This is a genomic window from Streptococcus oralis (assembly GCF_003943385.1).
Lineage (GTDB): Bacteria > Bacillota > Bacilli > Lactobacillales > Streptococcaceae > Streptococcus > Streptococcus oralis_CA.
This window is the reverse complement of the sequence record NZ_RJPI01000001.1, coordinates 162141-186562: the sequence shown is the minus strand read 5'-3', so window position 1 is coordinate 186562 and position 24422 is coordinate 162141. Positions and strand designations below refer to the sequence as shown.

24 protein-coding genes are annotated in these 24422 nt (G+C 42.0%); 16 read left to right on the top strand and 8 right to left on the bottom strand.

Annotated elements, in window-relative coordinates; translation table 11 throughout:
* Positions 1 to 53: 53 nt before the first annotated feature.
* From D8803_RS01020 to dltD, 5 genes are all read left to right on the top strand, one after another.
* Positions 54 to 1427, top strand: coding sequence for a M20 family metallopeptidase (locus D8803_RS01020; RefSeq protein ID WP_131199983.1), 1374 nt, complete (start codon positions 54 to 56; stop codon positions 1425 to 1427).
* Positions 1420 to 2481 (top strand): methionine ABC transporter ATP-binding protein, encoded by a 1062-nt coding sequence (locus D8803_RS01015; RefSeq protein WP_131199982.1) that lies wholly within the window; start codon positions 1420 to 1422, stop codon positions 2479 to 2481. The genes D8803_RS01020 and D8803_RS01015 overlap by 8 nt, the downstream gene beginning before the upstream one ends.
* Position 2482: 1 nt before the next feature.
* Positions 2483 to 3175, top strand: coding sequence for a methionine ABC transporter permease (locus D8803_RS01010; protein ID WP_000134267.1), 693 nt, complete (start codon positions 2483 to 2485; stop codon positions 3173 to 3175).
* A 171-nt stretch (positions 3176 to 3346) separates the two neighbouring features.
* Positions 3347 to 4501, top strand: coding sequence for a D-alanyl-lipoteichoic acid biosynthesis protein DltB (gene dltB / locus D8803_RS01005; protein WP_131199981.1), 1155 nt, complete (start codon positions 3347 to 3349; stop codon positions 4499 to 4501).
* 47 nt (positions 4502 to 4548) lie between these two features.
* On the top strand, positions 4549 to 5721 hold the full coding sequence (dltD, locus tag D8803_RS01000; RefSeq protein ID WP_131199980.1) for a D-alanyl-lipoteichoic acid biosynthesis protein DltD: 1173 nt from the start codon (positions 4549 to 4551) through the stop codon (positions 5719 to 5721).
* Between the two features lie 174 nt (positions 5722 to 5895).
* Here the strand turns inward: dltD and D8803_RS00995 are convergent, their stop codons facing one another.
* The gene (locus D8803_RS00995) at positions 5896 to 6465 is read right to left on the bottom strand and encodes an MptD family putative ECF transporter S component (protein ID WP_131199979.1); all 570 of its coding nucleotides are present in this window, start codon (positions 6463 to 6465) and stop codon (positions 5896 to 5898) included.
* Positions 6466 to 6598: 133 nt separating this feature from the next.
* On the opposite strand from D8803_RS00995, the gene D8803_RS00990 reads away from it, so the two are divergent.
* The 5 genes from D8803_RS00990 (at position 6599) to nrdI (ending at position 11302) form a co-directional block, all read left to right on the top strand.
* The gene (locus D8803_RS00990; protein ID WP_061418485.1) at positions 6599 to 7213 is read left to right on the top strand and encodes a YesL family protein; all 615 of its coding nucleotides are present in this window, start codon (positions 6599 to 6601) and stop codon (positions 7211 to 7213) included.
* Positions 7191 to 8861: a sensor histidine kinase gene (locus D8803_RS00985; protein WP_131199978.1), complete on the top strand. Its 1671-nt coding sequence runs from the start codon at positions 7191 to 7193 to the stop codon at positions 8859 to 8861. The genes D8803_RS00990 and D8803_RS00985 overlap by 23 nt, the downstream gene beginning before the upstream one ends.
* Before the next feature lie 12 nt (positions 8862 to 8873).
* The gene (locus D8803_RS00980; RefSeq protein WP_131199977.1) at positions 8874 to 10160 is read left to right on the top strand and encodes a response regulator transcription factor; all 1287 of its coding nucleotides are present in this window, start codon (positions 8874 to 8876) and stop codon (positions 10158 to 10160) included.
* Between the two features lie 60 nt (positions 10161 to 10220).
* Positions 10221 to 10754: an ABC transporter permease gene (locus D8803_RS00975; RefSeq protein ID WP_125398523.1), complete on the top strand. Its 534-nt coding sequence runs from the start codon at positions 10221 to 10223 to the stop codon at positions 10752 to 10754.
* A 77-nt stretch (positions 10755 to 10831) separates the two neighbouring features.
* Positions 10832 to 11302, top strand: coding sequence for a class Ib ribonucleoside-diphosphate reductase assembly flavoprotein NrdI (gene nrdI, locus D8803_RS00970; RefSeq protein WP_125398522.1), 471 nt, complete (start codon positions 10832 to 10834; stop codon positions 11300 to 11302).
* A gap of 84 nt (positions 11303 to 11386) precedes the next feature.
* On the opposite strand, the gene D8803_RS00965 is transcribed toward nrdI, so the two are convergent.
* From D8803_RS00965 to argS, 3 genes are all read right to left on the bottom strand, one after another.
* On the bottom strand, positions 11387 to 12649 hold the full coding sequence (locus tag D8803_RS00965; RefSeq protein WP_131199976.1) for an NRAMP family divalent metal transporter: 1263 nt from the start codon (positions 12647 to 12649) through the stop codon (positions 11387 to 11389).
* Positions 12650 to 12846: 197 nt separating this feature from the next.
* Positions 12847 to 13092 (bottom strand): hypothetical protein, encoded by a 246-nt coding sequence (locus D8803_RS00960; RefSeq protein WP_000084853.1) that lies wholly within the window; start codon positions 13090 to 13092, stop codon positions 12847 to 12849.
* Between the two features lie 317 nt (positions 13093 to 13409).
* The gene (gene argS, locus D8803_RS00955; RefSeq protein WP_131199975.1) at positions 13410 to 15098 is read right to left on the bottom strand and encodes an arginine--tRNA ligase; all 1689 of its coding nucleotides are present in this window, start codon (positions 15096 to 15098) and stop codon (positions 13410 to 13412) included.
* A gap of 147 nt (positions 15099 to 15245) precedes the next feature.
* On the opposite strand from argS, the gene argR reads away from it, so the two are divergent.
* Together argR and mutS are read left to right on the top strand one after the other, a co-directional pair.
* Positions 15246 to 15692 carry an arginine repressor gene (gene argR, locus D8803_RS00950; RefSeq protein WP_061418468.1) on the top strand — a complete coding sequence of 149 codons (447 nt, stop codon included), beginning with the start codon at positions 15246 to 15248 and terminating at the stop codon, positions 15690 to 15692.
* A gap of 50 nt (positions 15693 to 15742) precedes the next feature.
* A complete protein-coding gene (gene mutS / locus D8803_RS00945; protein WP_131199974.1) occupies positions 15743 to 18277 on the top strand; it encodes a DNA mismatch repair protein MutS in 2535 nt (844 codons plus the stop codon).
* A 42-nt stretch (positions 18278 to 18319) separates the two neighbouring features.
* Here mutS and D8803_RS00940 read toward each other — a convergent pair whose 3' ends face one another.
* Together D8803_RS00940 and D8803_RS00935 are read right to left on the bottom strand one after the other, a co-directional pair.
* Positions 18320 to 18778 (bottom strand): DUF3021 domain-containing protein, encoded by a 459-nt coding sequence (locus D8803_RS00940; protein ID WP_131199973.1) that lies wholly within the window; start codon positions 18776 to 18778, stop codon positions 18320 to 18322.
* Positions 18775 to 19215 (bottom strand): LytTR family DNA-binding domain-containing protein, encoded by a 441-nt coding sequence (locus tag D8803_RS00935; protein ID WP_131199972.1) that lies wholly within the window; start codon positions 19213 to 19215, stop codon positions 18775 to 18777. Before D8803_RS00935 ends, D8803_RS00940 begins: the two co-directional genes overlap by 4 nt.
* Positions 19216 to 19423: 208 nt before the next feature.
* Here D8803_RS00935 and mutL point away from each other — a divergent pair, with 208 nt between their 5' ends.
* Positions 19424 to 21373 carry a DNA mismatch repair endonuclease MutL gene (mutL, locus tag D8803_RS00930; protein WP_131199971.1) on the top strand — a complete coding sequence of 650 codons (1950 nt, stop codon included), beginning with the start codon at positions 19424 to 19426 and terminating at the stop codon, positions 21371 to 21373.
* A 151-nt stretch (positions 21374 to 21524) separates the two neighbouring features.
* Here the strand turns inward: mutL and D8803_RS00925 are convergent, their stop codons facing one another.
* Positions 21525 to 22022 (bottom strand): helix-turn-helix domain-containing protein, encoded by a 498-nt coding sequence (locus D8803_RS00925; RefSeq protein WP_131200047.1) that lies wholly within the window; start codon positions 22020 to 22022, stop codon positions 21525 to 21527.
* 158 nt (positions 22023 to 22180) lie between these two features.
* Here D8803_RS00925 and ruvA point away from each other — a divergent pair, with 158 nt between their 5' ends.
* The 3 genes from ruvA to D8803_RS00910 are packed head-to-tail and all read left to right on the top strand — an operon-like array spanning position 22181 to position 24027.
* Positions 22181 to 22774 (top strand): Holliday junction branch migration protein RuvA, encoded by a 594-nt coding sequence (gene ruvA, locus D8803_RS00920; RefSeq protein ID WP_084925449.1) that lies wholly within the window; start codon positions 22181 to 22183, stop codon positions 22772 to 22774.
* A gap of 9 nt (positions 22775 to 22783) precedes the next feature.
* Positions 22784 to 23347: a DNA-3-methyladenine glycosylase I gene (locus D8803_RS00915; RefSeq protein WP_131199970.1), complete on the top strand. Its 564-nt coding sequence runs from the start codon at positions 22784 to 22786 to the stop codon at positions 23345 to 23347.
* Positions 23344 to 24027 (top strand): CPBP family intramembrane glutamic endopeptidase, encoded by a 684-nt coding sequence (locus tag D8803_RS00910; RefSeq protein ID WP_125448905.1) that lies wholly within the window; start codon positions 23344 to 23346, stop codon positions 24025 to 24027. The genes D8803_RS00915 and D8803_RS00910 overlap by 4 nt, the downstream gene beginning before the upstream one ends.
* A gap of 71 nt (positions 24028 to 24098) precedes the next feature.
* On the opposite strand, the gene D8803_RS00905 is transcribed toward D8803_RS00910, so the two are convergent.
* A complete protein-coding gene (locus D8803_RS00905; RefSeq protein ID WP_000166112.1) occupies positions 24099 to 24362 on the bottom strand; it encodes a SemiSWEET family transporter in 264 nt (87 codons plus the stop codon).
* Positions 24363 to 24422 lie beyond the last annotated feature (60 nt).

The following is a 24422-nucleotide window of genomic DNA, read 5'->3' as shown; positions in this document are numbered from 1 at the left end:
CTAGAGCATGGATTGTAAAGAAGACTATACGTTCATAGAAAGGTAGAGAGAATATGGTTTTTCCTAGCGAACAAGAGCAGATTGAAAAATTTGAAAAGGATCATGTGGCCCAGCATTATTTTGAAGTCTTGCGCACCTTAATTTCCAAGAAATCAGTCTTTGCCCAGCAGGTTGGACTCAAAGAAGTCGCAAACTATCTGGGTGAGATTTTCAAGCGTGTAGGGGCTGAAGTGGAGATTGATGAGAGCTACACGGCGCCTTTTGTCATGGCGCATTTCAAGAGTTCGCGTCCAGATGCCAAGACCTTGATCTTCTATAATCACTATGACACCGTGCCAGCGGATGGCGACCAGTTGTGGACAGAGGATCCTTTTACCCTTTCTGTACGAGATGGTTTTATGTATGGGCGTGGAGTTGACGACGACAAAGGCCATATCACGGCTCGTTTGAGCGCTCTGAGAAAATACATGCAGCACCACGATGACCTACCTGTCAATATCAGCTTTATCATGGAAGGGGCAGAGGAGTCTGCTTCCATGGATCTAGATAAGTATTTAGAGAAACACGCAGACAAACTTCGTGGGGCGGACTTGCTAGTCTGGGAGCAAGGAACCAAGAACGCCTTGGAACAGCTGGAAATCTCTGGCGGAAACAAGGGGATTGTGACCTTTGATGCCAAGGTGAAAAGTGCTGATGTGGATATCCACTCGAGTTATGGTGGTATCGTGGAGTCAGCACCATGGTATCTTATCCAGGCCTTAAGTAGCCTGCGTGCAGCAGATGGCCGTATCTTGGTAGAAGGCTTGTACGAGGATGTTCAAGAGCCAAATGAACGAGAACTAGCCTTGGTGGATACCTATGCCCAACGCAATCCTGAGGAAATCAGTCGCATTTATGGCTTGGAATTGCCTCTCTTACAAGAGGATCGTGCAGCCTTCCTAAAACGGTTCTTTTTTGAGCCAGCCCTTAATATCGAAGGAATTCAGTCAGGCTACCAAGGGCAAGGAGTGAAAACGATTTTGCCAGCAGAAGCCAGTGCTAAGCTTGAGGTTCGTTTGGTTCCTGGCCTAGAACCGCATGATGTTCTGGAAAAAATTCGGAAACAGCTAGACAAAAATGGCTTTGATAAGGTAGAATTATACTATACCTTGGGAGAGATGAGCTATCGAAGCGATATGAGCGCGCCAGCCATTCTCAATGTAATCGAGTTGGCCAAGAAATTCTATCCACAGGGCGTTTCAGTCTTGCCGACAACAGCGGGGACAGGACCTATGCATACGGTCTTTGATGCCCTAGAGGTACCCATGGTAGCCTTCGGTCTAGGGAATGCCAATAGCCGAGACCACGGTGGAGATGAAAACGTGCGAATCGCCGATTACTACACCCATATTGAATTAGTAGAGGAGCTGATTAGAAGTTATGAGTAGAGATATTATCAAGTTAGATCAGATCGATGTGACTTTTCACCAAAAGAAGAGAACCATCACAGCGGTCAAGGATGTGACCATTCACATCCAAGAAGGGGATATCTACGGAATCGTTGGATATTCTGGAGCAGGGAAATCAACCCTTGTACGGGTGATTAACCTCTTGCAAAAGCCATCTGCAGGGAAAATTACCATTGATAACGACGTCATTTTTGATGGTAAGGTTACCTTGACTGCAGAGCAGTTGCGTCGCAAGCGTCAGGATATCGGGATGATTTTCCAGCACTTTAACCTCATGAGTCAAAAGACAGCAGAGGAAAATGTGGCCTTTGCCCTCAAACACTCTGGACTCAGCAAGGAAGAAAAGAAAGCTAAAGTAGCTAAGTTGTTGGACTTGGTTGGCTTGGCGGATCGTGCTGAAAACTACCCTTCACAACTATCAGGAGGGCAAAAACAGCGTGTGGCTATTGCGCGTGCCTTGGCCAATGATCCAAAAATCTTGATTTCAGATGAGTCAACATCTGCCCTTGACCCTAAGACAACCAAGCAGATTTTGGCTTTATTGCAAGATTTGAACCAAAAATTAGGCTTGACGGTTGTCTTGATTACGCATGAAATGCAGATTGTCAAAGATATTGCCAACCGTGTGGCAGTTATGCAGGATGGCCGTTTGATTGAAGAGAGCAGTGTTCTTGAAATCTTCTCAGATCCTAAACAACCTTTGACCCAAGACTTTATCTCAACTGCGACAGGTATTGATGAAGCCATGGTTAAGATTGAGAAGCAAGAAATTGTAGAGCACTTATCTGAGAACAGTATCTTAGTGCAGCTCAAGTATGCAGGGGCTTCGACAGACGAGCCACTTTTGAATGAATTGTACAAACATTACCAAGTAACAGCTAATATTCTCTATGGAAATATCGAAATTCTCGATGGCACTCCTGTTGGAGAATTGGTTGTGGTCTTGTCAGGAGAAAAAGCAGCGCTAGCAGGTGCTCAAGAAGCCATCCGTCAAGCGGGTGTGCAGTTAAAAGTATTGAAGGGAGGACAGTAAAATGACAGAGTTTATTCAAACTTACTTACCAAATGTCTATAAGATGGGCTGGGCTGGTCAGGCTGGCTGGGGAACAGCTATCTACCTAACTCTTTATATGACAGTTCTTTCCTTCATCATCGGAGGGTTCCTGGGGCTGGTGGCAGGTCTCTTCCTTGTCTTGACAGCGCCAGGTGGTGTCTTGGAGAACAAGGTCGTTTTCTGGATTTTAGACAAGATTACCTCTATTTTCCGTGCGGTTCCCTTTATCATCCTTTTGGCTATCTTGTCACCACTTTCTCACTTGATTGTCAAGACTAGTATCGGGCCAAATGCAGCCCTTGTACCCCTTTCTTTTGCAGTCTTTGCCTTCTTTGCCCGTCAGGTGCAGGTTGTCTTGGCTGAGCTGGATGGCGGTGTCATTGAGGCGGCTCAAGCGAGCGGAGCGACCTTCTGGGATATCGTGGGTGTTTATCTATCGGAAGGTCTTCCAGATTTGATTCGTGTGACGACGGTGACCTTGATTTCACTAGTCGGTGAAACAGCTATGGCTGGTGCGGTCGGAGCTGGTGGTATTGGTAACGTAGCCATCGCTTATGGCTTTAACCGTTTCAATCACGATGTGACAGTTCTAGCAACCATCATTATCATCTTGATTATCTTTACGATCCAGTTCTTGGGAGATTTCTTGACTAAGAAATTAAGTCATAAATAAAAAGAGCCGAAGGGCTCTTTTTTGTTCTAGGAAGCTGCCAACAGGGGCATTTAAAGTTTTTAAATTATGGTATAATAGATAAAGCTAATTCTCTCTAGTGATAGGGTAGGAAAAAACTAGAAAGATAAACCTTGAAGCGAGATGAGAAAATGAAAAAGGAGTTCGGTTGATATGAATTATTTTGAGGGGAATGATTTCTTCCTTCTCTTGTTTGTAGTTTTACTGATTGGTTTTGTGGTAAACTTTTTTGAAAAACGTAAGGACTACTATATTTTGGCGCTCTCCCTCTTATTTGCAGGAACTATTTATGGCAAGAGTCGAGCGATGATGGTCTATTTGTTGGCCTTTGTCGTTTATCAATATTTTCTGGTTTTTCTAGCACAGAGGATAGAAGCAAAGAGGATGAAACCACTGGTTTTCCTTTCCATTCTTCCTTTAGTAATCAATAAAGTCTTTGCCCTGACTTCTCTGCATTTGTTGGCCTTTATTGGAATTTCCTACATGTCCTTTAAGACCATTCAGATCATGTTAGAGATATCGGATGGCTTGATCAAAGAAAAAATCGGTGTAAAAGATTATCTACAGTTTTTGCTCTTTTTCCCAACAGTTAGTGCTGGTCCGATTGATCGGAGTAGGAGATTTTTAAAAGAGATAAACGAGGTCATGCCCCGAAAAGAGTATCTAGAGTTAGCAGGGGACGGTGTGTATCGTATCGTTCTAGGCCTTCTTTACAAGGTTGTTTTATCAACCTATGTTTACCAGATGTTACTCACTCTAAATAATACTGGCACAGTCGTTTACTCAATCAAGTATATGTACCTCTATACCTTGTATCTGTTCTTCGACTTTGCAGGCTATAGTCTAATGGCCGTTGGAAGTAGCAACATTCTAGGTATTCAGACACCGATGAACTTTAACAAACCTTTTTTGAGTGTCGATATCAAGGATTTCTGGACCAGATGGCATATCACCTTGTCGACCTGGTTGAGAGATTTTGTATTTTCAAGAGTATTGATGCAGGTTATCAGGAAAAAATGGTTCAAAAATAGACTACACAATGCAACCTATGCCTATATGGTCAATATGTTGGTCATGGGTTTTTGGCATGCTCTTAGTGTTAGCTACATTGTCTATGGTTTTTATCACGGTGTCTTGATGGCTGGATTTGAAGTGTATCAAAAGAAAAGCAATTTTTATAAGAAAAATAAAAACAAAAACTGGTATAAGCTACTGAGTTGGTTTGTGACCATGAATTTGGTTATGGTTGGTTTCTTTATCTTTTCAGGTGAACCCTATAAAATCTTACTGACGATTTTAAAGAGATAAGAGATTGAAAAGAAATCGGACAGATTGAAGGGATAGGATAAAACGAAATGATTAAATTAAAAGCATTTTTACTATCGCTTGTGCTCGTAATTGCGACGCTTGCCCTTTTAAATGTGACGTATGTCAAGAAGATTGATGATTATTATAAAGTCAAGGATAACAGTATTCGTTATAGCACTTCGTATGAAAAGTATAAAAGTAGAGATATTTTAACAAGCAACATCACTCCCAATACACTGGTTTTATTAGGCTCGTCTGAGTTGGTTGCGACGATAAATGAAGACTATCATCCCAATAAAATTTTTAACTACAACGATTTTAATATCATGCAGATTGGGACCAGTTATTCTCAAAACATCATTCAGGCTACGACCTTGGGCTCTATTGAAGGAGCTATGACCAAGCGAAAAGTGGCCATTGTCGAGTCGGTTCAATGGTTTGAAAAAGATGGGACTCATCAAGATGCCTTTTTGAACAAGGCTTCTCAGGAACATATTTTCCACATGCTAGATAATGACAAGATTAGTAAGGAAACGAAAGAAAAACTAATCAATCGCATTATCGAGATTACCAAAGGGAACAAGCAACAAAATGACATCTACAAAAAATACAAAAGTTATTTCATAGATGGAAAAGGAACCATTGTTGATAAAAAACTATTAGAGTTTGAGAACGCGATGTATTCCTTTAAGCTCAAACAGACTTTTTATCAAAAACATGCCAAATCAGATTATCCTTCACTAGGAGATAAAACTCCAGACTATGATTGGGAGAAAATGACGGATCAGTTTGTGGAAGAGGTCAAAAAGAAAACAGACAATAATGACTATGCTGTTGATAATAACTACTACAATACTTACTTAAAAGATCGCTATGCATCACTGAAAGATTCTAATAAAGATTTGAGTTACCTAGAGTCGCCAGAATATTCAGATATGGAACTTTTCTTGACAGTTGCCAAAGAATTGGGAATTGAAGTTGAGGTTATTATTTTCCCAGTAAACGGGAAATGGAATGACTACACTGGTGTCTCAAGAGAGATGCGTGAAGAAACTTACAAAAAAATAGAAGATGTCGCAAAAAGCCATGGTGCAACCGTATTAAACTATGGAAACAGAGAGTATGATGATTACTTTTTATTTGACGTGATGCACGTTGGAGTGAAAGGATGGATGGAAGTTGAAAAAGAACTTTACAAATTTGCAAACCAAGCTAACTAACACACATCGTTTAATCTTGTGGACACTATTTTTCTATACGGTTATCTTGAGCATCGTGATTTACTGTTTTGTGACCGATTTTTCGAACATTCAAGAATTTATCTATAGTGAATTCTAAGATTGTATACAAAAAGGCCCTGGAGATAGGCATTGCTAGTCTTCAGGGCCTTTACCTTATGTTTTATCAGCTATTTTTTGACTTAGAAACTGCCCAATCACAGCACCAACCAAGGCACCTAGAAGGATGCTTGCGACAAAGAGAAGGATTTTGTCTAACTCTGGAGCGACCATGATACGGTCAATGTATTCTTGGGATTTTCCACGCGCGAGTAAGGTAGCCGCGTAGGATTCTGGATTGATCCACATGAGGAGGATGGGGCCACTTGTACTAAAAGCAAAGACGAGGAAGGAGAGGGTGTTTTTGATTCGATCTTTGTAATTGCCGAGATGAGCGATGGCATCTGCTGCAAGACCACAGGCGATAGCTGGTAGAAAAGCGCCAGCGCCGTGTTTACTAGCTAGAAAAAAGAGAGCCATAAAGAGCCCGAGAGTGGTAATCGCTCCAAAACGAGGAACCTTTGCCAAAAGAAGCATGTAGACACTGCCACCGACAAGGGCAGAAAAGGCAGGCGCGTAGAACATATTGCCCGTTGAATCGACCAAGTGTCCAAGTAATACTCCGATTCCTAGACAGAGGAAGTAGAGGACGACGGCTAAGAGGGTAGTTAAGATATTTTTCTTCATGAGAATCTCCTTATATAAAACTGTCAAAATCAATTGTATCACGCTTTTAGAGGATTGTAAATGGGAGCTCTATGTTTTTGAAAACGTTTGAAATATGATATAATAGTTACATAGTTGTTTTAAGGAGGATATTATGGGAAAGTTTCTAGAATTCGTCTTTAATCGTTTCTTTTTAGGAATGATTGCGACGGCTTTTTTCTGGTTATTAACACTAGCAGGAGGTGTGGTCTTTGGTTTGGCACCAGCTAGTGCAACTCTTATGAGTTTATATGCGGAGCACGGTTATACTTATCGAGCTTATAGTTTGAAAGAAGCTTGGGAATTGTATAAGAGTAACTTTGTCAAGAGTAACCTAGCTTTCTATAGTTTTGTACTTGTGGATCTAGTCTTAGTCTATGGTTTGTATCTTTTGGTTCAATTGCCCCATCAGACTATCTTCCATCTCTTGGCAACCTTTCTCAATATCCTTGTTGTTGCCTTTGTTTTTTTGGCTTATACCGTTTCATTGAAACTCCAAGTCCACTATGAGCTCTCTTATCGAAATACTGTAAAACTCGCTCTTATCGGGATTTTTATGAATTTGCCGGCAATTGCCAAGGTTTTATTTGGTACGGTTATGCTTATAGGAATTGGTTACTATATGCCCGCCTTGCTTTCCTTCGTAGGAATTGGTATGTGGCATTTCTTTATCAGTGATATGTTGGAACCTGTATATGAAAGTATCCATGAAAAATTGGCGACAAAATAAAATGAAGCCGTTCTGGCTCCACTCGCTCTTGCGCATATATACCTTGGTGATGATTGTCATCATTGCAAGTTTTGCGGTCATGCTCTCCTATGCTGACTGGAGTTCCCGTGAAAAAGAAGCCCAACGAGTAGCTCAACGTGTGACCACTCGGACAGTGAGTGAGATTGAATATTACCACAGGGAGTCGACTCAGCTAGCGCAGGAACTGGTTGAAAATCGAGCACGGATAGAGGGGATTTACAAGTATTTTAGTCTCAGTACATCGGATTATTTTTACTGGCTGTTGCAACGCAAAGCGTCTCCCTATGTCTCAGTATCCTTGTATGAAAACATTGATGATTTGTATGTAAGAAATGACTTTGTGACAGGTGTTGCAATTGTTTTGCAAGACTACAAGGAAGTCTACGTTTCTACTAGAGAGAAACGTAGCGGGGAGAAAATTCTTGCTGAGGATTTCAAACCAGCAGCCAATAGTTTTGCCATACCAGTACTTGATCCTAACTCCGATCAGTCTCTAGGTGTTATCTACATTTCTTTATCGCAGGATGTACTTTACCAAGCAATTGATAATACTCGCGGTCTGATTCCTGTGGCCGTGACGATCACCTCCCCTTTTGATACTGAATTGTTTCATATAGGGGAAAATGTAGTAGCTGAACGGGAAAATTGGATTGTAGGTTTGACATCACACGGCTATCAAGTCCAATCAGCAGTTCCAAAGAATTTTGTTCTTACTGGGACTTTAACTAGTTCTGCTGTCATTGTTGGTTTGAGTGGTCTCTTTATTATTATTTTATATGTGACCTTGAGGCAGACCTTCTCCAATTACCAAAGGCAGGTTGTGGATCTGGTCGGGTCTATCGAGGTGATTGCTCAAGGAGAAGAAGGCCTTCGAATCGATACCTCTAAAAAAGACCAAGAGTTGCTCCTCATCGCAGAAACCACCAATGATATGTTGGATCGACTGGAAAAAAATATCCATGATATCTATCAGCTAGAGCTCAGTCAGAAAGATGCCAATATGCGGGCCTTACAAGCTCAAATCAATCCTCACTTCATGTACAATACCTTAGAGTTTCTGCGCATGTATGCCGTCATGGAAAGCCAAGATGAACTGGCGGATATTATCTATGAATTTAGCAGTTTACTACGCAATAATATCTCCGATGAGCGGGAAACGACGCTGAAGCAAGAATTAGAATTTTGTCGCAAATACAGCTATCTCTGTATGGTGCGTTATCCAAAGTCAGTTGCCTATGGTTTTAAGATTGCACCCGAATTAGAAAATATGAGGATTCCCAAGTTTACGCTCCAGCCATTGGTCGAAAACTACTTTGCCCACGGTATTGATCACCGTCGAACAGACAATGTGATCAGTATCAAGGTTTTGAAGGGCCAAGGTTTTGTTGAAATCCTAGTAGTAGACAATGGTCGCGGGATGACTGCTGAGAAACTAGCTAGCTTGCAAGAAAAACTAACTCAGAGAAGTTTTGAGCACGAGGCAAGCTATAGCGGAGAGCGACAATCAATTGGAATAGTCAATGTACACGAACGCTTTGTCCTCTATTTTGGGGATCGCTACCAAATCAGTGTCGAGTCAGCTGAGCAAGAAGGTGTTCGTTACCGTATTACTATTCAAAATGAATAGAAAGGAAGGGAAATGTATAAAGTTTTATTAGTAGACGACGAGTATATGGTGACAGAGGGGCTCAAGCGATTAATCCCCTTTGAAAAATGGGATATGCAAGTCGTCGCAACAGCCAATCATGCTGATGATGCTTTAGACTATGTCAAGGAAAATCCAGTAGATGTGATCATTTCCGATGTCAATATGCCAGATAAGACAGGGCTTGAGATGATTAAGGAAATGAAGGAGCTGCTTCCAGATACCTATTATATCTTGCTGTCTGGTTATCAGGAATTTGACTACGTCAAAAAAGCAATGAATCTTAGTGTTGTAGATTATCTGGTCAAGCCAGTGGATAAGGTGGAGTTGAGTCATCTATTAGAAAAAATTGCGCGACAGCTTCAAGAAAAGGTGGAGCAAAGCCAAACTCTCAGCCAAGAATTGGATGAAGAGGGCTTTGTCAACTCCTTAGCAAGTAAAGACAGCTGGTGGATAGGTCTTTCAAAGGAAAAGCAAGGCTCTTTCACTATTCCTTACTATGTTTTAGGTCAAGACTGGCAGATTTTTATCTCTGATCAACCACTAGATGGAATAGTAGTAACGCCTTTTGGAGCACCCTACCAACAAGCTTTTGAAAAATGGAAGATCAACGCAGAAAAAGCCCTCTTTTACGGTTCTGTCAATCTAGAAAAATCCGAGAGTTTGTTTGCTTATTATGAACCGATTTATCGGGTGATTATCCAAGGAAATATCAATCAAATCATCGAAGAATTGACCCTACTGGAGAAGGTTGTCTTAGAGAACACACCGCGCGTGGCTATCACCAAACAGCTCTTTACTCAGTTTGTCATGGATGTCTTCCACTTGTTTGAGCACTTAAAAGCGGATGATATGACCGAGATTGTCAAAGCCATCCATGCTATTAACTCCTTTAAAGAATTGGTTGCCTACATCAAAGCAACCTTGACCAAGTTCTTTGGCCAGTATCGTATGAATGAAAACGTAGTGAGTGTTCTTGAAGTCATTGGACGTGATTATCAGAAAGAGCTCTCGCTTAAGGATATCAGCAAGGATCTCTTTATCAATCCTGTCTACCTCGGTCAGTTAATCAAGCGAGAAACCAACTCAACCTTCGCAGAATTGCTCAACAAACAGCGGATTAAGGCAGCGCAACAGCTCTTGCTTTCAACTAATGATAGTATTGAAGATGTTTGCTATGCTGTTGGTTACAGCAATGTTGGATATTTCTACAAGGTTTTCCGTAAATTGTGCGGAAAATCACCAAAAGCTTACCGCAAACAAGTCGAAAGTTCCCTGTAAAACTTGTATTTACGTGCAAAAAATGCTATAATGTCCAAAATACCTTAAGGAGGAAAAATTATGAAAAAGAAACCTATTTATCTTTGGGTTTTATTAGTCCTATCAGCATTGATTTCAGCTATGTCTTTGTTTGGAATACTAAGTCCAGTACCTAGTAAAGAAGCACTAGGTGCCAGTCAAGCACAAGTACAAGGCATTAGCGCTCAGCAGCTGGAGGATACGATTAATTATCTACATAAGACAGCTGAATTATCGCATTCGACTGTTAACATCGTTTTGATTATTTTATCTGCGATTTTAGTAGTCGCAGGTATTGTGCTCTTGGTTCGTAATCATTTGCAATATGCAAATTATGCTTACATTGCTTATGTTTTGCTTGCCATTGTTGGTTCGATTTATACTTATATGGGTATGCAAGATGCTGTACAAGCCATCCGTGATGAAACTTTGCGACTAGGAACAGAAGTCCTTGGAAAGGGAACAACGATTTTATTTGTTGTTATCAATGTCCTCTTCCTTGCCATTGTTTTTTACAAGATGTGGCGTCAACAAAAAGATTTGTCTGAGGAAGTCGAAACAGAAGAGCTCGCATAAGAGTTGACAAAAGGGAACTATCAAGTTACAATCTTGTTAGTTCTTTTTATATCGTAAACATAAAAATCGAGGTTAACATGAAAAAAATATCCTTAGTGTATATCAGTTTGAGTGGGAATACAGAGAGTTTTGTAACCCGACTTAAGGACTATCTCTTGTCCCAGTACGAAGGGATTGAGGTCCAAAAAATCCATATCAAGGATCTGGTCAAGGAAGGTCAAGAATTCTTTGAAATGGAACATCCCTATATCGCTTTCTTGCCGACCTACCTAGAAGGTGGGAATGGTGTCGATAACGGCGATGTCGAGATTTTAACAACTCCAGTGGGTGATTTTATCGCCTATGGGGACAATGCTAGTAAGTGTTTTGGGGTAGTGGGATCTGGTAATCGCAATTTTAACAATCAATACTGCTTAACAGCCAAGCAGTATAGTCAGCGCTTTGGCTTCCCGGTCCTAGCAGACTTTGAAATGCGTGGCATGCTGGGAGATATAAAAAAAGTCGCAGCGATTATTGCGGACTTATATGGATTGGATTCAGAAAGTTAGAATCGTTCAAGTAGGCAGTTGGATTTTCTCAACTGCCTTTTGAATGCAAAAAAAAGCACCCAGACGAGGGTGCTGCTTTGTGAACTATCCTGCTTTTCCGATGGCAAGTGCATAGATAAAGAAGATAGCAAATCCAAAGAGGAAAATCAATCCTGCGATAGCGAGGAGTTTTAGCCAAGAAGGAAGATTTTTATTTTCACCTGTGACCAACACATAGTTCAAAAGGGCAAAGAATGGTGTTGTAAGAAAAGATCCAATCATGGCAAAGCGGAGCATGGTTGAAACTTGACCGGCAAAGAACTTGATGATGACGATACCAATGATAGCTGTGATGGTCATCCAGATGTTCAAAGATTTACGATTATCCTCTTTTTGATTTGCTAAGAGTTGAAGGGAGGCCTGGTTGACACGTGAATAGCCATCGATGACAGTAATGACTGTCCCAAAGATACAGAGGAAAGCGATGAAGGTAATCAAATATCGAGACCATTCGCCAAGGACAGAGGCATACATGCCCACAAATTGCGAGATGTATTTGGCAGAAGCAGCTTCAACCGCTTGCCCTGTAGGATATTGAATGAGTGCTCCTAGTGCCACAAAGAATACAGCTAGGATACCAGTCCCAATGTACCCAACGTTAAAGTCGAAAAGAGCATCCGCTGTATTAAAGTTAACGGTCTTTTTCTTTTCAGCAGACCAGAGTGAGTTGATGGCTGAAATTTCAATAGGGGCAGGCATCCATCCTAAGAGGGAAACGATAAAGGGGAGTGCCGCCATTTGCCAAGGTGTCTTTTCGACAAAATCAGAGCTGTATTCAGGATGCTTAATTGCTGCAATGATAACTGCAAGAACTGTTGCAATGGTCAAAGCAGACATAATCCATTTTGCCATACCGTCCAATAGTTTGTAGCCACCAAAGAGTAACATAGCCCAAATGACCGCAACAAGGATGAGGGACCATTGAGTGATGCTAAGACCGATCATTGGGAAGGCACTGGCGATGATAGCTGAGCACAGAATGGCAACACCAGCTGTGTTGACCATAGCTGAAAAGACATTGAGGATAAAGAAAATCCAGAGATAGAGTTTTCCTTTTTCAGCATAGCCTTCGACTAAGGTTTTGCCAGTGTCGGCAGTATATTCGGCACCAAAACGGAAAAATGGATATTTAAAAACATTGGCCAAGATAACCAAGAGGAGTAGTGACCAACCATAAGAACCACCAGCTTGAGTAGAGGATACAATGTGAGAACCTCCAACGGCAGCAGAAGCCATTAGGATTCCTGGCCCCATTGCCTTTAGTTTGCTTGCCCAGGTTGACTGGTTTGATAACGTAACTTGTGACATAATAAACACTCCTATTTTTGAATTTTCAGAATAATCTGAATAGATAGCTACTATTCTACAAAAATCTTAAAGGAAATGCAAGATAATTTTTGAAAAATTTAGAAAATTTCAGAAAAATCATATGAAAGATATGATTATCACAAGGAAATGGTATTGATGGGAGTAAAAAATCCGAGAAGAAAGCTTCTCGGATTCCCTTATTTCAGTTGCTCAGTGATTTCCTTAGAAAGCAGGAGTCCCAAACGGTAACCCTTATTGATGTAGTCAATCACATCATTGATATTTTCCGTTGTTTGGATCCTTTCGCGTATGTCTGTTTTGAAAGCTTCGTCCTTCAGAAGCTGTTCCTGAAGGAGTTGTTGAAGTTTTTCTTTTTCGTATTTATTGATGAGAAAAAGAACGACAAGACTGATAAGAACTAAGATATAAGCATACTGGCTCATAAAATCTCTCCTGGTTTGATAAAAAAGTTGATGGTATAAGAAAAGCGAAAGAAATTTTCGCTTTTCAACTAAGTGATTAGACTAGCGGAACAGGTATCCGACAGATAAAACAAGACGGTCTTGACCTTTAACTGAAAAGTCCATCCAATTCTAATGAAGACTAGTAAAGCGTTTAGGCAATTCGCCATAGTTACGACGTATTGTAATAGAAATCGATGTTATTTCTATTACAATACTAGTGAAGCAGTTAGCTAGTTCGCATATAAGCGGCTAGCGTCTAACAATTAGGAACTTTAGTTCCAATTGTTAGTACTGAATCACATCTTCTCTGGTGCTTCTACTCCAAGCAAACGAAGGGCTTCTTTGAGAACAACAGCTGTTGCGTAGCTGAGGGCTAGACGACTGTCACGCTCTGGGCTTTCATCTAAGATGCGTGTATGTGCATAGTATTTATTGAAGGCTTGAGCCAAGCTGATTGCATACTTGGCAATGAGCGATGGATCATAGTTAACAGATGCGCGTTTGATGACACGGGCAAAGTCTTGGAGAAGTTTGATAATTTCCCAGCTTTCAGCATCATTTAGACTGTAATTTGCTTGAGCATTTGGTTGGAAGTCTGCTTTTCTAAGTAGAGACTGAATACGAGCGTAAGCGTATTGGATGTATGGACCAGTTTCTCCTTCAAAGGAAACCATAGCTTCGAGGTCAAAGTCGTAACCATTTCTGCGGTCCGTTTTGAGGTCGTAGAATTTAACAGCTCCCACTCCGACAGCTTGGGCAACCTGTTCCTTGTTTTCGAGGTCAGGATTTTTCACTTCGATTTGTGCTTTGGCACGGCTGATAGCTTCTTGAAGAGTAGGTTCGAGCAGGATGATATTTCCTTTACGAGTAGAGAGCTTTTGACGATTCTTGGTTACCAAACCGAAGTCTACGTGAATCATATCATCGCTCCAGTCAAATCCCATCTTTTTCAAGACGGCTTTTAACTGTTTAAAGTGGTTAGACTGCTCTTGACCAACTGCGTAGACATTTTTAACAAAATTGTAAGTACGTGCACGGTAGATAGCTGTCGCAATGTCACGTGTGATGTAGAGGGTTGCACCGTCAGATTTCTTAATCATAGCGGGTGGAAGTTCAACATCATCGAGGTTGACAATGCTAGCGCCGCGTGATTCTTCTAGCAAACCTTTTTCTTCAAGGATTTGCACGGCCTCATCCATCTTATCGTTGTAGAAGGCTTCCCCGTTTAAGCTGTCAAATTCAACGTTCAACAGTTTGTAAATGCGGTTGAACTCAACCAAACTTTCGTCACGGAACCATTGCCAGAGTTGAGTTGCTTCTGGATCGCCATCTTCCAATTTTTTAAACCAAAGACGCCCTTCCTCATCAAGAGCTGGGTCGTTTTCGATTTCAGCATTGATGCGAACGTACAATTTTAACAATTCGTCAATTGGATTAGCTTCTACGGCTTCCTTACTCCCCCATTTTTTATAAGCAACCATGAGAAGACCAAACTGTTTACCCCAGTCTCCAAGGTGGTTGATTTTAATAGTGTTGTAGCCCATTTTCTTAAAGATATTAGAAAGAGCATCTCCGATAACAGTTGAACGTAAGTGACCTACTGAGAAAGGTTTTGCGATGTTTGGACTTGATAGGTCAATCGTGATATTTTGCTCTTTGCCTTCCGTTTGTTGAGCGTAGTCAGATCCTTTTTCAATGATCTCTTTGATAACTGCTCCAGAAATAGCAGATTTATCAAGGAAGAAGTTGACGTAAGGACCAGTTGCAACAACTTTTTCAAAGGCTTGGCTGTTGATTTTTTCAGCGATTTCAGCAGCAATCATTTGCGGGGCTTTGCGTTCGACTTTTGCAAGTGAGAAAGCAGGAAAAGCGATATCTCCCATGTCAGAGTTTTTTGGTTGTTCTAGTAAATTTAAAATAGCCTCTTGATCTAGGCTATCGATGACGCTAGCCAATTCACTAGCAATCAGTTTTTTTGTGCTCATAAGTAGGCTCCTTTTGGACTTTTATTCTATTTTATCATAAATTTAGTGAAAGAAGAAAGATTTTTTTGAATTATTCAGTTTTTTTGGTATAATTATATCTAAAAATAAACCCGAAATCGGTTATAAATATTCATGTAAGAGGTTGATATGAGAAAAAAAGAACGGCACCAATTGATTAAAAAGATGATCACTGAGGAAAAACTAGCTACACAAAAGGATATCCAAGATCGCCTAGAAGTTCGGAATGTCTTTGTGACGCAAACGACCTTGTCTCGCGACCTGCGCGAGATCGGCTTGATCAAGGTTAAGAAAAATGGTATGGTATATTATGTGCTAGCGAATGAAACAGAAAAGATTGATTTGGTAGAATTTTTGTCGCATCATCTAGAAGGGGTTGCGAGAGCAGAGTTTACTTTGGTACTTCATACCAAGCTGGGAGAAGCGGCTGTCTTAGCAAATATTGTTGATGAAAATAAGGACGAGGCGATTTTAGGGACGGTTGCTGGTGCCAATACCTTACTGGTTATTTGTCGAGACCAGCATGTTGCCAAGCTCATGGAAGAGCGTTTGCTAGATTTGATGAAGGATGAATAGGGTTTTGGGACTTGTTCCCAAGCCTTATTTTTGACAAGGAGAGAGCCAATATGACGACAGAAAAACTATCACCTGGTATGCAACAGTATGTGGATATTAAAAAGCAATATCCAGATGCTTTTTTGCTCTTTCGGATGGGTGATTTTTATGAGCTGTTTTATGAAGATGCGGTCAATGCGGCGCAGATTTTAGAGATTTCACTGACCAGTCGTAATAAAAATGCAGAAAATCCGATACCCATGGCTGGTGTTCCCTATCATTCTGCCCAGCAGTATATCGATGTTTTGATTGAGCAGGGCTATAAGGTGGCTATTGCCGAGCAGATGGAAGATCCTAAGCAAGCTATCGGTGTGGTCAAGCGAGAGGTGGTTCAGGTCATCACACCTGGAACGGTCGTTGATAGCAGTAAGCCGGATAGTCAGAATAATTTCTTGGTTTCCTTAGATCGTGATGGCAATCAGTTTGGTCTGGCATATATGGATCTGGTGACCGGTGACTTTTATGTGACGGGTTTATTGGATTTCACGCTGGTTTGTGGGGAAATCCGTAACCTCAAGGCTCGTGAAGTGGTGCTGGGTTATGATTTGTCTGAGGAAGAAGAACAAATCCTCAGCCGTCAGATGAATCTGGTGCTTTCTTATGAGAAGGAAGGCTTTGAGGACCTTCATTTACTGGATCCACGACTGGCAGCTGTGGAGCAAGCGGCAGCTAGTAAGCTCCTCCAGTATGTTCATCGGACCCAGATGCGGGAATTGAACCATCTCAAACCAGTTATTCGCTATGAAATTAAAGATTTCTTGCAAATGGATTATGCGACCAAGGCCAGTCTGGATTTGGTTGAAAATGCCCGTTCAGGTAAGAAGCAGGGCAGTCTTTTCTGGCTTTTGGATGAAACCAAAACGGCTATGGGCATGCGCCTCTTGCGTTCTTGGATCCATCGTCCCTTGATTGACAAGGAGCGAATCATCCAACGTCAAGAGGTGGTGCAGGTCTTTCTTGACCACTTCTTTGAGCGCAGTGATTTGACAGACAGTCTCAAAGGTGTTTATGACATCGAACGCTTGGCTAGTCGGGTTTCTTTTGGCAAAACCAATCCCAAGGATCTCTTGCAGTTGGCGACTACCTTGTCCAGTGTACCACGGATTCGTGCGATTTTAGAAGGCATGGAGCAGCCTGCCCTGGCCTATCTCATCGCACAGTTAGATGCCATTCCTGAGTTGGAGAGCTTGATTAGCGCAGCGATTGCTCCTGAAGCTCCTCACGTGATTACGGAAGGTGGCATTATTTGTACGGGATTTGATGAGACTTTGGATAAATACCGTCGAGTGCTCAGAGAAGGGACCAGTTGGATTGCTGAGATTGAGGCCAAGGAGAGAGAGAACTCTGGCATCAGCACGCTCAAGATTGACTACAATAAAAAGGATGGCTACTATTTCCATGTGACCAATTCGCAACTGGGAAATGTGCCAGCCCACTTTTTCCGCAAGGCGACGTTGAAAAACTCTGAACGCTTTGGGACTGAGGAGTTGGCTCGTATCGAGGGAGATATGCTGGAGGCGCGTGAGAAGTCAGCCAACCTAGAATATGAAATCTTTATGCGTATCCGTGAGGAAGTCAGCAAGTACATCCAGCGTTTGCAGGCTCTAGCCCAAGGTATTGCAACCGTTGATGTCTTGCAAAGTCTGGCGGTTGTGGCTGAAACCCAGCATTTGATCCGACCTGAGTTTGGAGACAATTCACAAATTGATATCCAGAAAGGGCGCCATGCTGTCGTCGAAAAGGTTATGGGAGCGCAGTCCTATATTCCAAACAGTATCCAGATGTCAGAAGATACCAGCATTCAACTGATTACAGGACCCAACATGAGCGGGAAGTCTACCTACATGCGCCAGCTAGCCATGACTGCGGTTATGGCCCAGCTGGGTTCTTATGTGCCGGCAGAGAGCGCCCATTTGCCTATCTTCGATGCCATCTTTACCCGTATCGGAGCAGCAGATGATTTGGTTTCAGGTCAATCAACCTTCATGGTAGAGATGATGGAGGCCAATAATGCCATTTCGCATGCGACCAAGAATTCACTCATTCTCTTCGATGAATTGGGACGCGGAACTGCGACTTATGACGGGATGGCTCTTGCCCAGTCCATCATCGAATACATTCATGAACATATCGGAGCCAAAACCCTCTTTGCGACCCACTATCATGAGTTGACTAGTCTGGAGTCCAGTTTGGAACACTTGGTCAACGTCCACGTGGCAACCTTGGAGCAGGATGGGCAGGTCACCTTCCTTCACAAGATTGAACCAGGACCAGCTGACAAATCCTATGGTATCCACGTTGCTAAGATTGCTGGTTTACCGGCAGAACTTTTAGCAAGGGCGGATAAAATTTTGACCCAACTGGAGAGTCAAGGGACGGAAAGTCCTGCTCCGATGAGACAAACAAGTGCTGTCACAGAACAGATGTCACTCTTTGATGCGCCTGAAGAACATCCTATCCTAGCAGAATTAGCTAAACTGGATGTGTACAATATGACACCTATGCAGGCTATGAATGTCTTAGTTGAGTTCAAACAAAAATTATAAAAAGAGTCCCACTCATGCATTTGTGAGTGGGATTTTTCTCTATTACTTTTTATGGGCCAAAAGTTGATTGATGTGGTCTACTTTTTTAGCTTCTCTTTTATAGAGAATAGCCCAGATGATGAGGTAGACAATCGCAAACTCTGGAATGAGCTGGAGATAGAAGGTCCAGTGGAAGGGGAACCAACCAGCCAGAGTTGCTAGTGGGACAAAGCCAGCCAGCATGAGGAAGAAATGAGTCAGAGTGGCGCGGAGCAGGCTCCAGTCACGGCTGAATAAGCGGCTGCCAAAGCTAAAGAGAACGCCGATAGCTGACCAGATGATCATGCAGTAGAGCAAGACTAGAGCACCGTGAACCTGATGTTGAGCCATCGCTTGGCCGATAAGAGACTCGGGGCTTAGTGGGGCATAGGTATTTGGTGCATAAATGAGTGAAAAGAGGATAGAGAGGATGAGGCCGATAAGAATACCAGCGGCTGCATCGTGAAAGATTTGTTTTTTCATAGTTCTAATTTCTCCTTGATGGTTTTTAGGTAGCGGCGTGAAGAGTAGGTGAAACTTTCGTTTTTCAAGAAAATTTCAACCAGACCGTTGGGCGTGAGCCTGAGATGAGAGATGGAGTCGATATTGACGATTTCAGATTGGGAAATTTGGATAAAAGTGGTCGGCAAGAGTTCAAGAACCTGATAGAGACGCAAATCAATGCTGTAGGTCTGACTGGCAGTTTCTGCTAGAACCTTCCGATTCTCGATATAGAAGCGCTGAATCTTACCAATTTCAACTAGATAGACCTGATCTTCAATCTTTCCTTTGATTGTTTCTTTTTGGTCAAGATTTTCAGCGAACTCGATGACTTTCTGGACTTTTTCGGTCGGCTGAGGAGTTTGGACAATCAGCTTTTCCTCCTCGTAAGTCTCCTTAATCTGTAGTTCTACTTTCATAAATTTCCCTCCTTTTCAGTTATACAAGGTTGTGATCACTTCCTGTACACCTTTATTAAACACTATTTTACGACCCATGGCAAGAGCTTTTGTCTATGTGGAGAGATTTGGAGTCTATGTGGTATTTGCTTTTTCTGATAGTATCTGAAATATGGTATAATAGCACTAATCAATTTCTAGGAAAATAGATACAGAAAGGGGCTGAAAGATGTCTCATATTATTGAATTACCAGAGGTACTGGCAAACCAGATAGCGGCAGGAGAAGTGATTGAACGTCCTGCCAGTGTAGTCAAAGAGCTGGTAGAAAATGCCATTGACGCGGGTTCTAGCCAGATTATCATTGAGATCGAGGAAGCTGGACTCAAGAAAATCCAAATCACCGATAATGGTCATGGAATTGCTCACGATGAGGTGGAGTTGGCCTTGCGTCGTCATGCGACCAGTAAGATAAAAAATCAGGCTGATCTCTTTCGGATTCGGACGCTTGGTTTTCGAGGTGAAGCCCTGCCCTCTATCGCGTCTGTCAGTGTTCTGACCCTGTTGACGGCGGTGGATGGTGCGAGTCATGGGACCAAGCTCGTTGCGCGTGGGGGAGAAGTTGAGGAAGTCATCCCAGCGACTAGTCCAGTGGGAACCAAGGTTTGTGTGGAGGACCTCTTCTTCAACACGCCAGCCCGTCTCAAGTATATGAAGAGCCAGCAAGCGGAGTTGTCTCATATCATTGATATTGTCAACCGTCTGGGCTTGGCTCATCCTGAGATTTCTTTTAGTTTGATCAGTGATGGCAAGGAGATGACGCGGACAGCAGGGACTGGTCAACTGCGTCAAGCCATCGCAGGGATTTATGGTTTGGCGAGTGCCAAGAAGATGATTGCCATTGAGAACTCTGACTTAGACTTCGAAATTACAGGTTTTGTGTCTCTGCCTGAGTTAACCCGAGCAAATCGTAACTATATCAGTCTCTTCATCAATGGTCGTTATATCAAGAACTTCTTGCTCAATCGCGCTATTCTTGATGGTTACGGTAGCAAGCTCATGGTAGGTCGTTTTCCACTGGCAGTCATTCACATCCATATCGATCCTTACCTAGCAGATGTCAATGTTCATCCAACCAAACAAGAAGTGCGGATTTCCAAGGAAAAAGAACTAATGGCGCTGCTTTCAGAAGCTATTTCAAATAGTCTCAAGGAACAAGCCTTAATCCCTGATGCCTTGGAAAATCTTGCCAAATCGACTGTGCGTAATCGTCAAAAGGTGGAGCAGACCATTCTCCCACTCAAAGAAAATACGCTCTATTATGAGAAAACTGGGCCTACAAGACCCAGTCAAGCTGAGGTGGCTGATCATCAGGTTGAATTAACTGAGGAAGGGAAAGATTTAACCTTGTTTGCCAAGGAAACCTTGGACCAGCTGACTAGACCAGCAAAACTGCATTTTGCAGAGAGAAAGCCTGTTAACTACGACCAACTAGACCATCCTGAGTTAGACCTAGCTAGCCTTGATAAGGCTTATGACAAGCTGGAGCGAGAAGAATCATCCAGCTTCCCAGAGTTGGAGTTTTTCGGACAAATGCACGGGACTTATCTCTTTGCCCAAGGGCGAGATGGCCTCTATATCATAGACCAACACGCGGCTCAGGAACGGGTCAAGTACGAGGAATACCGTGAGAGTATTGGGAATGTTGACCCAAGCCAGCAGCAACTCCTAGTGCCCTACATCTTTGAATTTCCTGCGGATGATGCCCTTCGTCTCAAGGAAAGAATGGCACTTTTGGAGGAAGTGGGTGTCTTTCTAGCAGAGTACGGAGAAAATCAATTTATCCTACGAGAACATCCTATTTGGATGGCAGAGGAAGAAATCGAATCTGGTATCTATGAAATGTGTGATATGCTCCTCTTGACCAAGGAAGTTTCGATCAAGAAATACCGAGCAGAGCTGGCTATCATGATGTCCTGCAAGCGGTCTATCAAGGCCAACCATCGTATCGATGACCATTCGGCTAGACAGCTTCTTTATCAGCTTTCTCAATGTGACAATCCCTATAACTGTCCCCACGGACGTCCCGTTTTGGTGCATTTTACCAAGTCAGATATGGAAAAAATGTTTCGACGTATTCAGGAAAATCATACGAGTCTCCGTGAGTTGGGGAAATATTAAGAACACAAAAAGCCTTTGTTCCTTTTGAACAAGGCTTTTTAGCTTTTCTAAGGAGGTGCTTTGAATGGACATGGGCAAGTTGACATGAGGTTTACACTTGCTTGACAAGACCAGTCTTATAAAAAGTACTGAGAAATATGAATCAGTTGACTCAAGATTTTGTAGTGTCGTCTTTGTCTGAAGGATTCTCAAGACCAATCACTTTATCAAGATAACGTTGTTTGGTTTTGAGAGCCTTGTTGATAGCAACTGCAGACGCAATCAAGAGAACGAAGGTCAGCCAAATCCAGGCAGTGAATTCGGCTGGGAAACTAGAACCGGCTAAAAAGAGATAGATAGCCAGAGCCAAGACGAAAATATAAATCACTTGCCAGAGACCATAGGATTTAACCTCTTTATAGTATTTTTCCTTGTCTTCTTCCCAGATCACTGCTGTGGAAGCTTTTTCAGAGTTTTTATCTAGTAGTAGATAGTCAGTTGTCACTTGGAAAATCTTGCTTAATTCAATGATTTTTTCGATTTCTGGAAGAACTTGTCCAGACTCCCATTTGGAGATGCTTTGCCGAGAAACATTGATTTGTTCTGCTAGCTTTTCCTGGGACCAACCTTTTTCCTTTCTGAGTTCAAATAGTTTTTCTGCGAGTTTCATCATTCTACCCTCCTTTTTCTACCTCTATCCTAACAATTTTTACTTATAATGAGAATACAATCTCCTGTACTTTTTGTCAACCAGAGGTTGCACCTTTTGTTGCAGTCTGTCTTGGGGAAATATGATATACTAGATAGGCAAAATAATGGAGAAAAATTATGTACGAATATCTAAAAGGAATTATTACCAAAATCACTGCTAAATACATCGTCCTAGAGGCGAATGGTATCGGTTATATCTTGCATGTAGCCAATCCCTATGCTTACTCAGGTCAGGTCAATCAAGAAACTCAAATTTATGTGCACCAAGTTGTTCGTGAGGACGCCCATCTGCTTTACGGTTTTCGCTCAGAAGATGAGAAGAAGCTCTTTCTCAGTTTGATCTCGGTTTCAGGGATTGGTCCTGTGTCAGCTTTGGCAATTATCGCTGCCGATGACAATGCTGGCTTGGTTCAAGCGATTGAGACCAAGAACATCACCTACTTGACAAAATTCCCTAAAATTGGCAAGAAAACAGCCCAGCAGATGCTGCTGGACTTGGAAGGCAAGGTAGTCGTGGCTAGTGATGACCTTCCTGCCAAGGCGGCAGTGCAAACCAGCGCTGAAAACCAAGAACTGGAAGAAGCCATGGAAGCCATGTTGGCACTGGGCTACAAGGCAACTGAACTCAAGAAAATCAAGAAATTCTTTGAAGGAACGACAGATACAGCCGAGAACTATATCAAATCAGCTCTTAAGATGTTGGTAAAATAGGAGAAGAGTATGCCAAAACGTTGTTCGTGGGTCAAGATGACCAATCCGCTCTACATCGCCTACCACGACCAGGAGTGGGGCAAGCCCCTTCATGACGACCGCGCTCTTTTTGAACTGCTCTGTATGGAGACTTATCAGGCTGGTCTGTCTTGGGAAACGGTACTAAACAAACGCCAAGCTTTCCGAGAAGCATTTCATGGCTATCAAATTCAGGCGGTCGCGGAAATGACAGATGTGGAGTTGGAAGCCTTGTTAGAGAATCAAGCCATCATCCGAAATAGAGCCAAGATTTTTGCGACGCGTGCCAACGCCCAAGCATTTTTACAAGTCCAGGAAACCTACGGCTCTTTTGATGCCTATCTCTGGTCTTTTGTCAATGGACAAACCATCATCAATGATGTCCCTGACTATCGCCAGGCACCTGCTAAAACAGCCTTGTCTGAAAAATTATCTCAAGATCTCAAAAAACGAGGCTTCAAGTTTACAGGTCCAGTCGCGGTTTTGTCATTTTTACAAGCTGCTGGTCTGGTTGACGACCATGAGAATGATTGTGAATGGAAGGGAATTAAATGATGTCTAACAAAAATAAGGGAATTCTGATTTTTGCGATTCTCTATACAGTTCTCTTTGTGTTTGATGGCGTTAAATTGCTGGCTTCTTCGATGCCATCTGCCATTGCGAATTATCTAAAATATCTAGTCTATGTAGTATTAGCTCTATATGGCTCTTTCTTGTTCAAGGATAGATTGATTCAACAATTGAATGAGATTAGAAAGACTAAAAGAAAATTCTTCTTTGCCGTCTTAACAGGCTGGCTCTTTCTCATTCTGATGACGGTTGTCTTTGAATTTGTATCAGAGATGTTGAGGCAGTTTTTTGGGCTAGTCGGACAAGGTCTAAACCAGTCGAATATTCAAAGCACCTTTCAAGAACAACCGCTACTGATAGCAGTTTTTGCCTGCATCATTGGACCATTTGTGGAAGAACTCTTTTTCCGTCAGCTTTTATTGCATCACTTTCAAAAACGGTTGCCAGGTTTACTAAGCATTATTCTGGTAGGACTTGTCTTTGCCTTGGCACATATGCATAGTTTGGCTTTATCAGAGTGGGTCAGTGCAGTTGGTTACTTAGGTGGAGGTCTTGCCTTTTCTATTATTTATGTGAAAGAAAAAGAGAATATTTATTATCCTCTAGTTGTTCATATGTTAGGCAACAGCCTTTCCTTGATTATTTTAGTTATCAGTAGTATGTGACGTTTTAGTAGTTATACAAGAGAAAAAGCTGAGAAATTCCTCTCAGCTTTTTGATTATATGCTAGTAATTTTTATAGTGCAGTAAGAAATGTCAGTCCACCTAAGACAACGCCAGCTGAGTTTGGAATAATTAGTATCCAATCCTTCTTAGGCTCTTTTGTCCATCCGTAAATAACCCAAATTAAACAAGATACTGCTGCGGATAAAGGCTGGAATGGTTGAGCTTTGTTGCCTTGTAAATTGGCAAAAATTTGTGGGATGTAGGCGATAAATACAATAATCCCGATAAAAGCCCCGATTGAACCGACAATTTGATTTATTTTTTGTTTAGTCATATACACCTCCTTCAAAAGGATATCATAGAAATAAGCAAAATGCAATAAATTCAGACACAA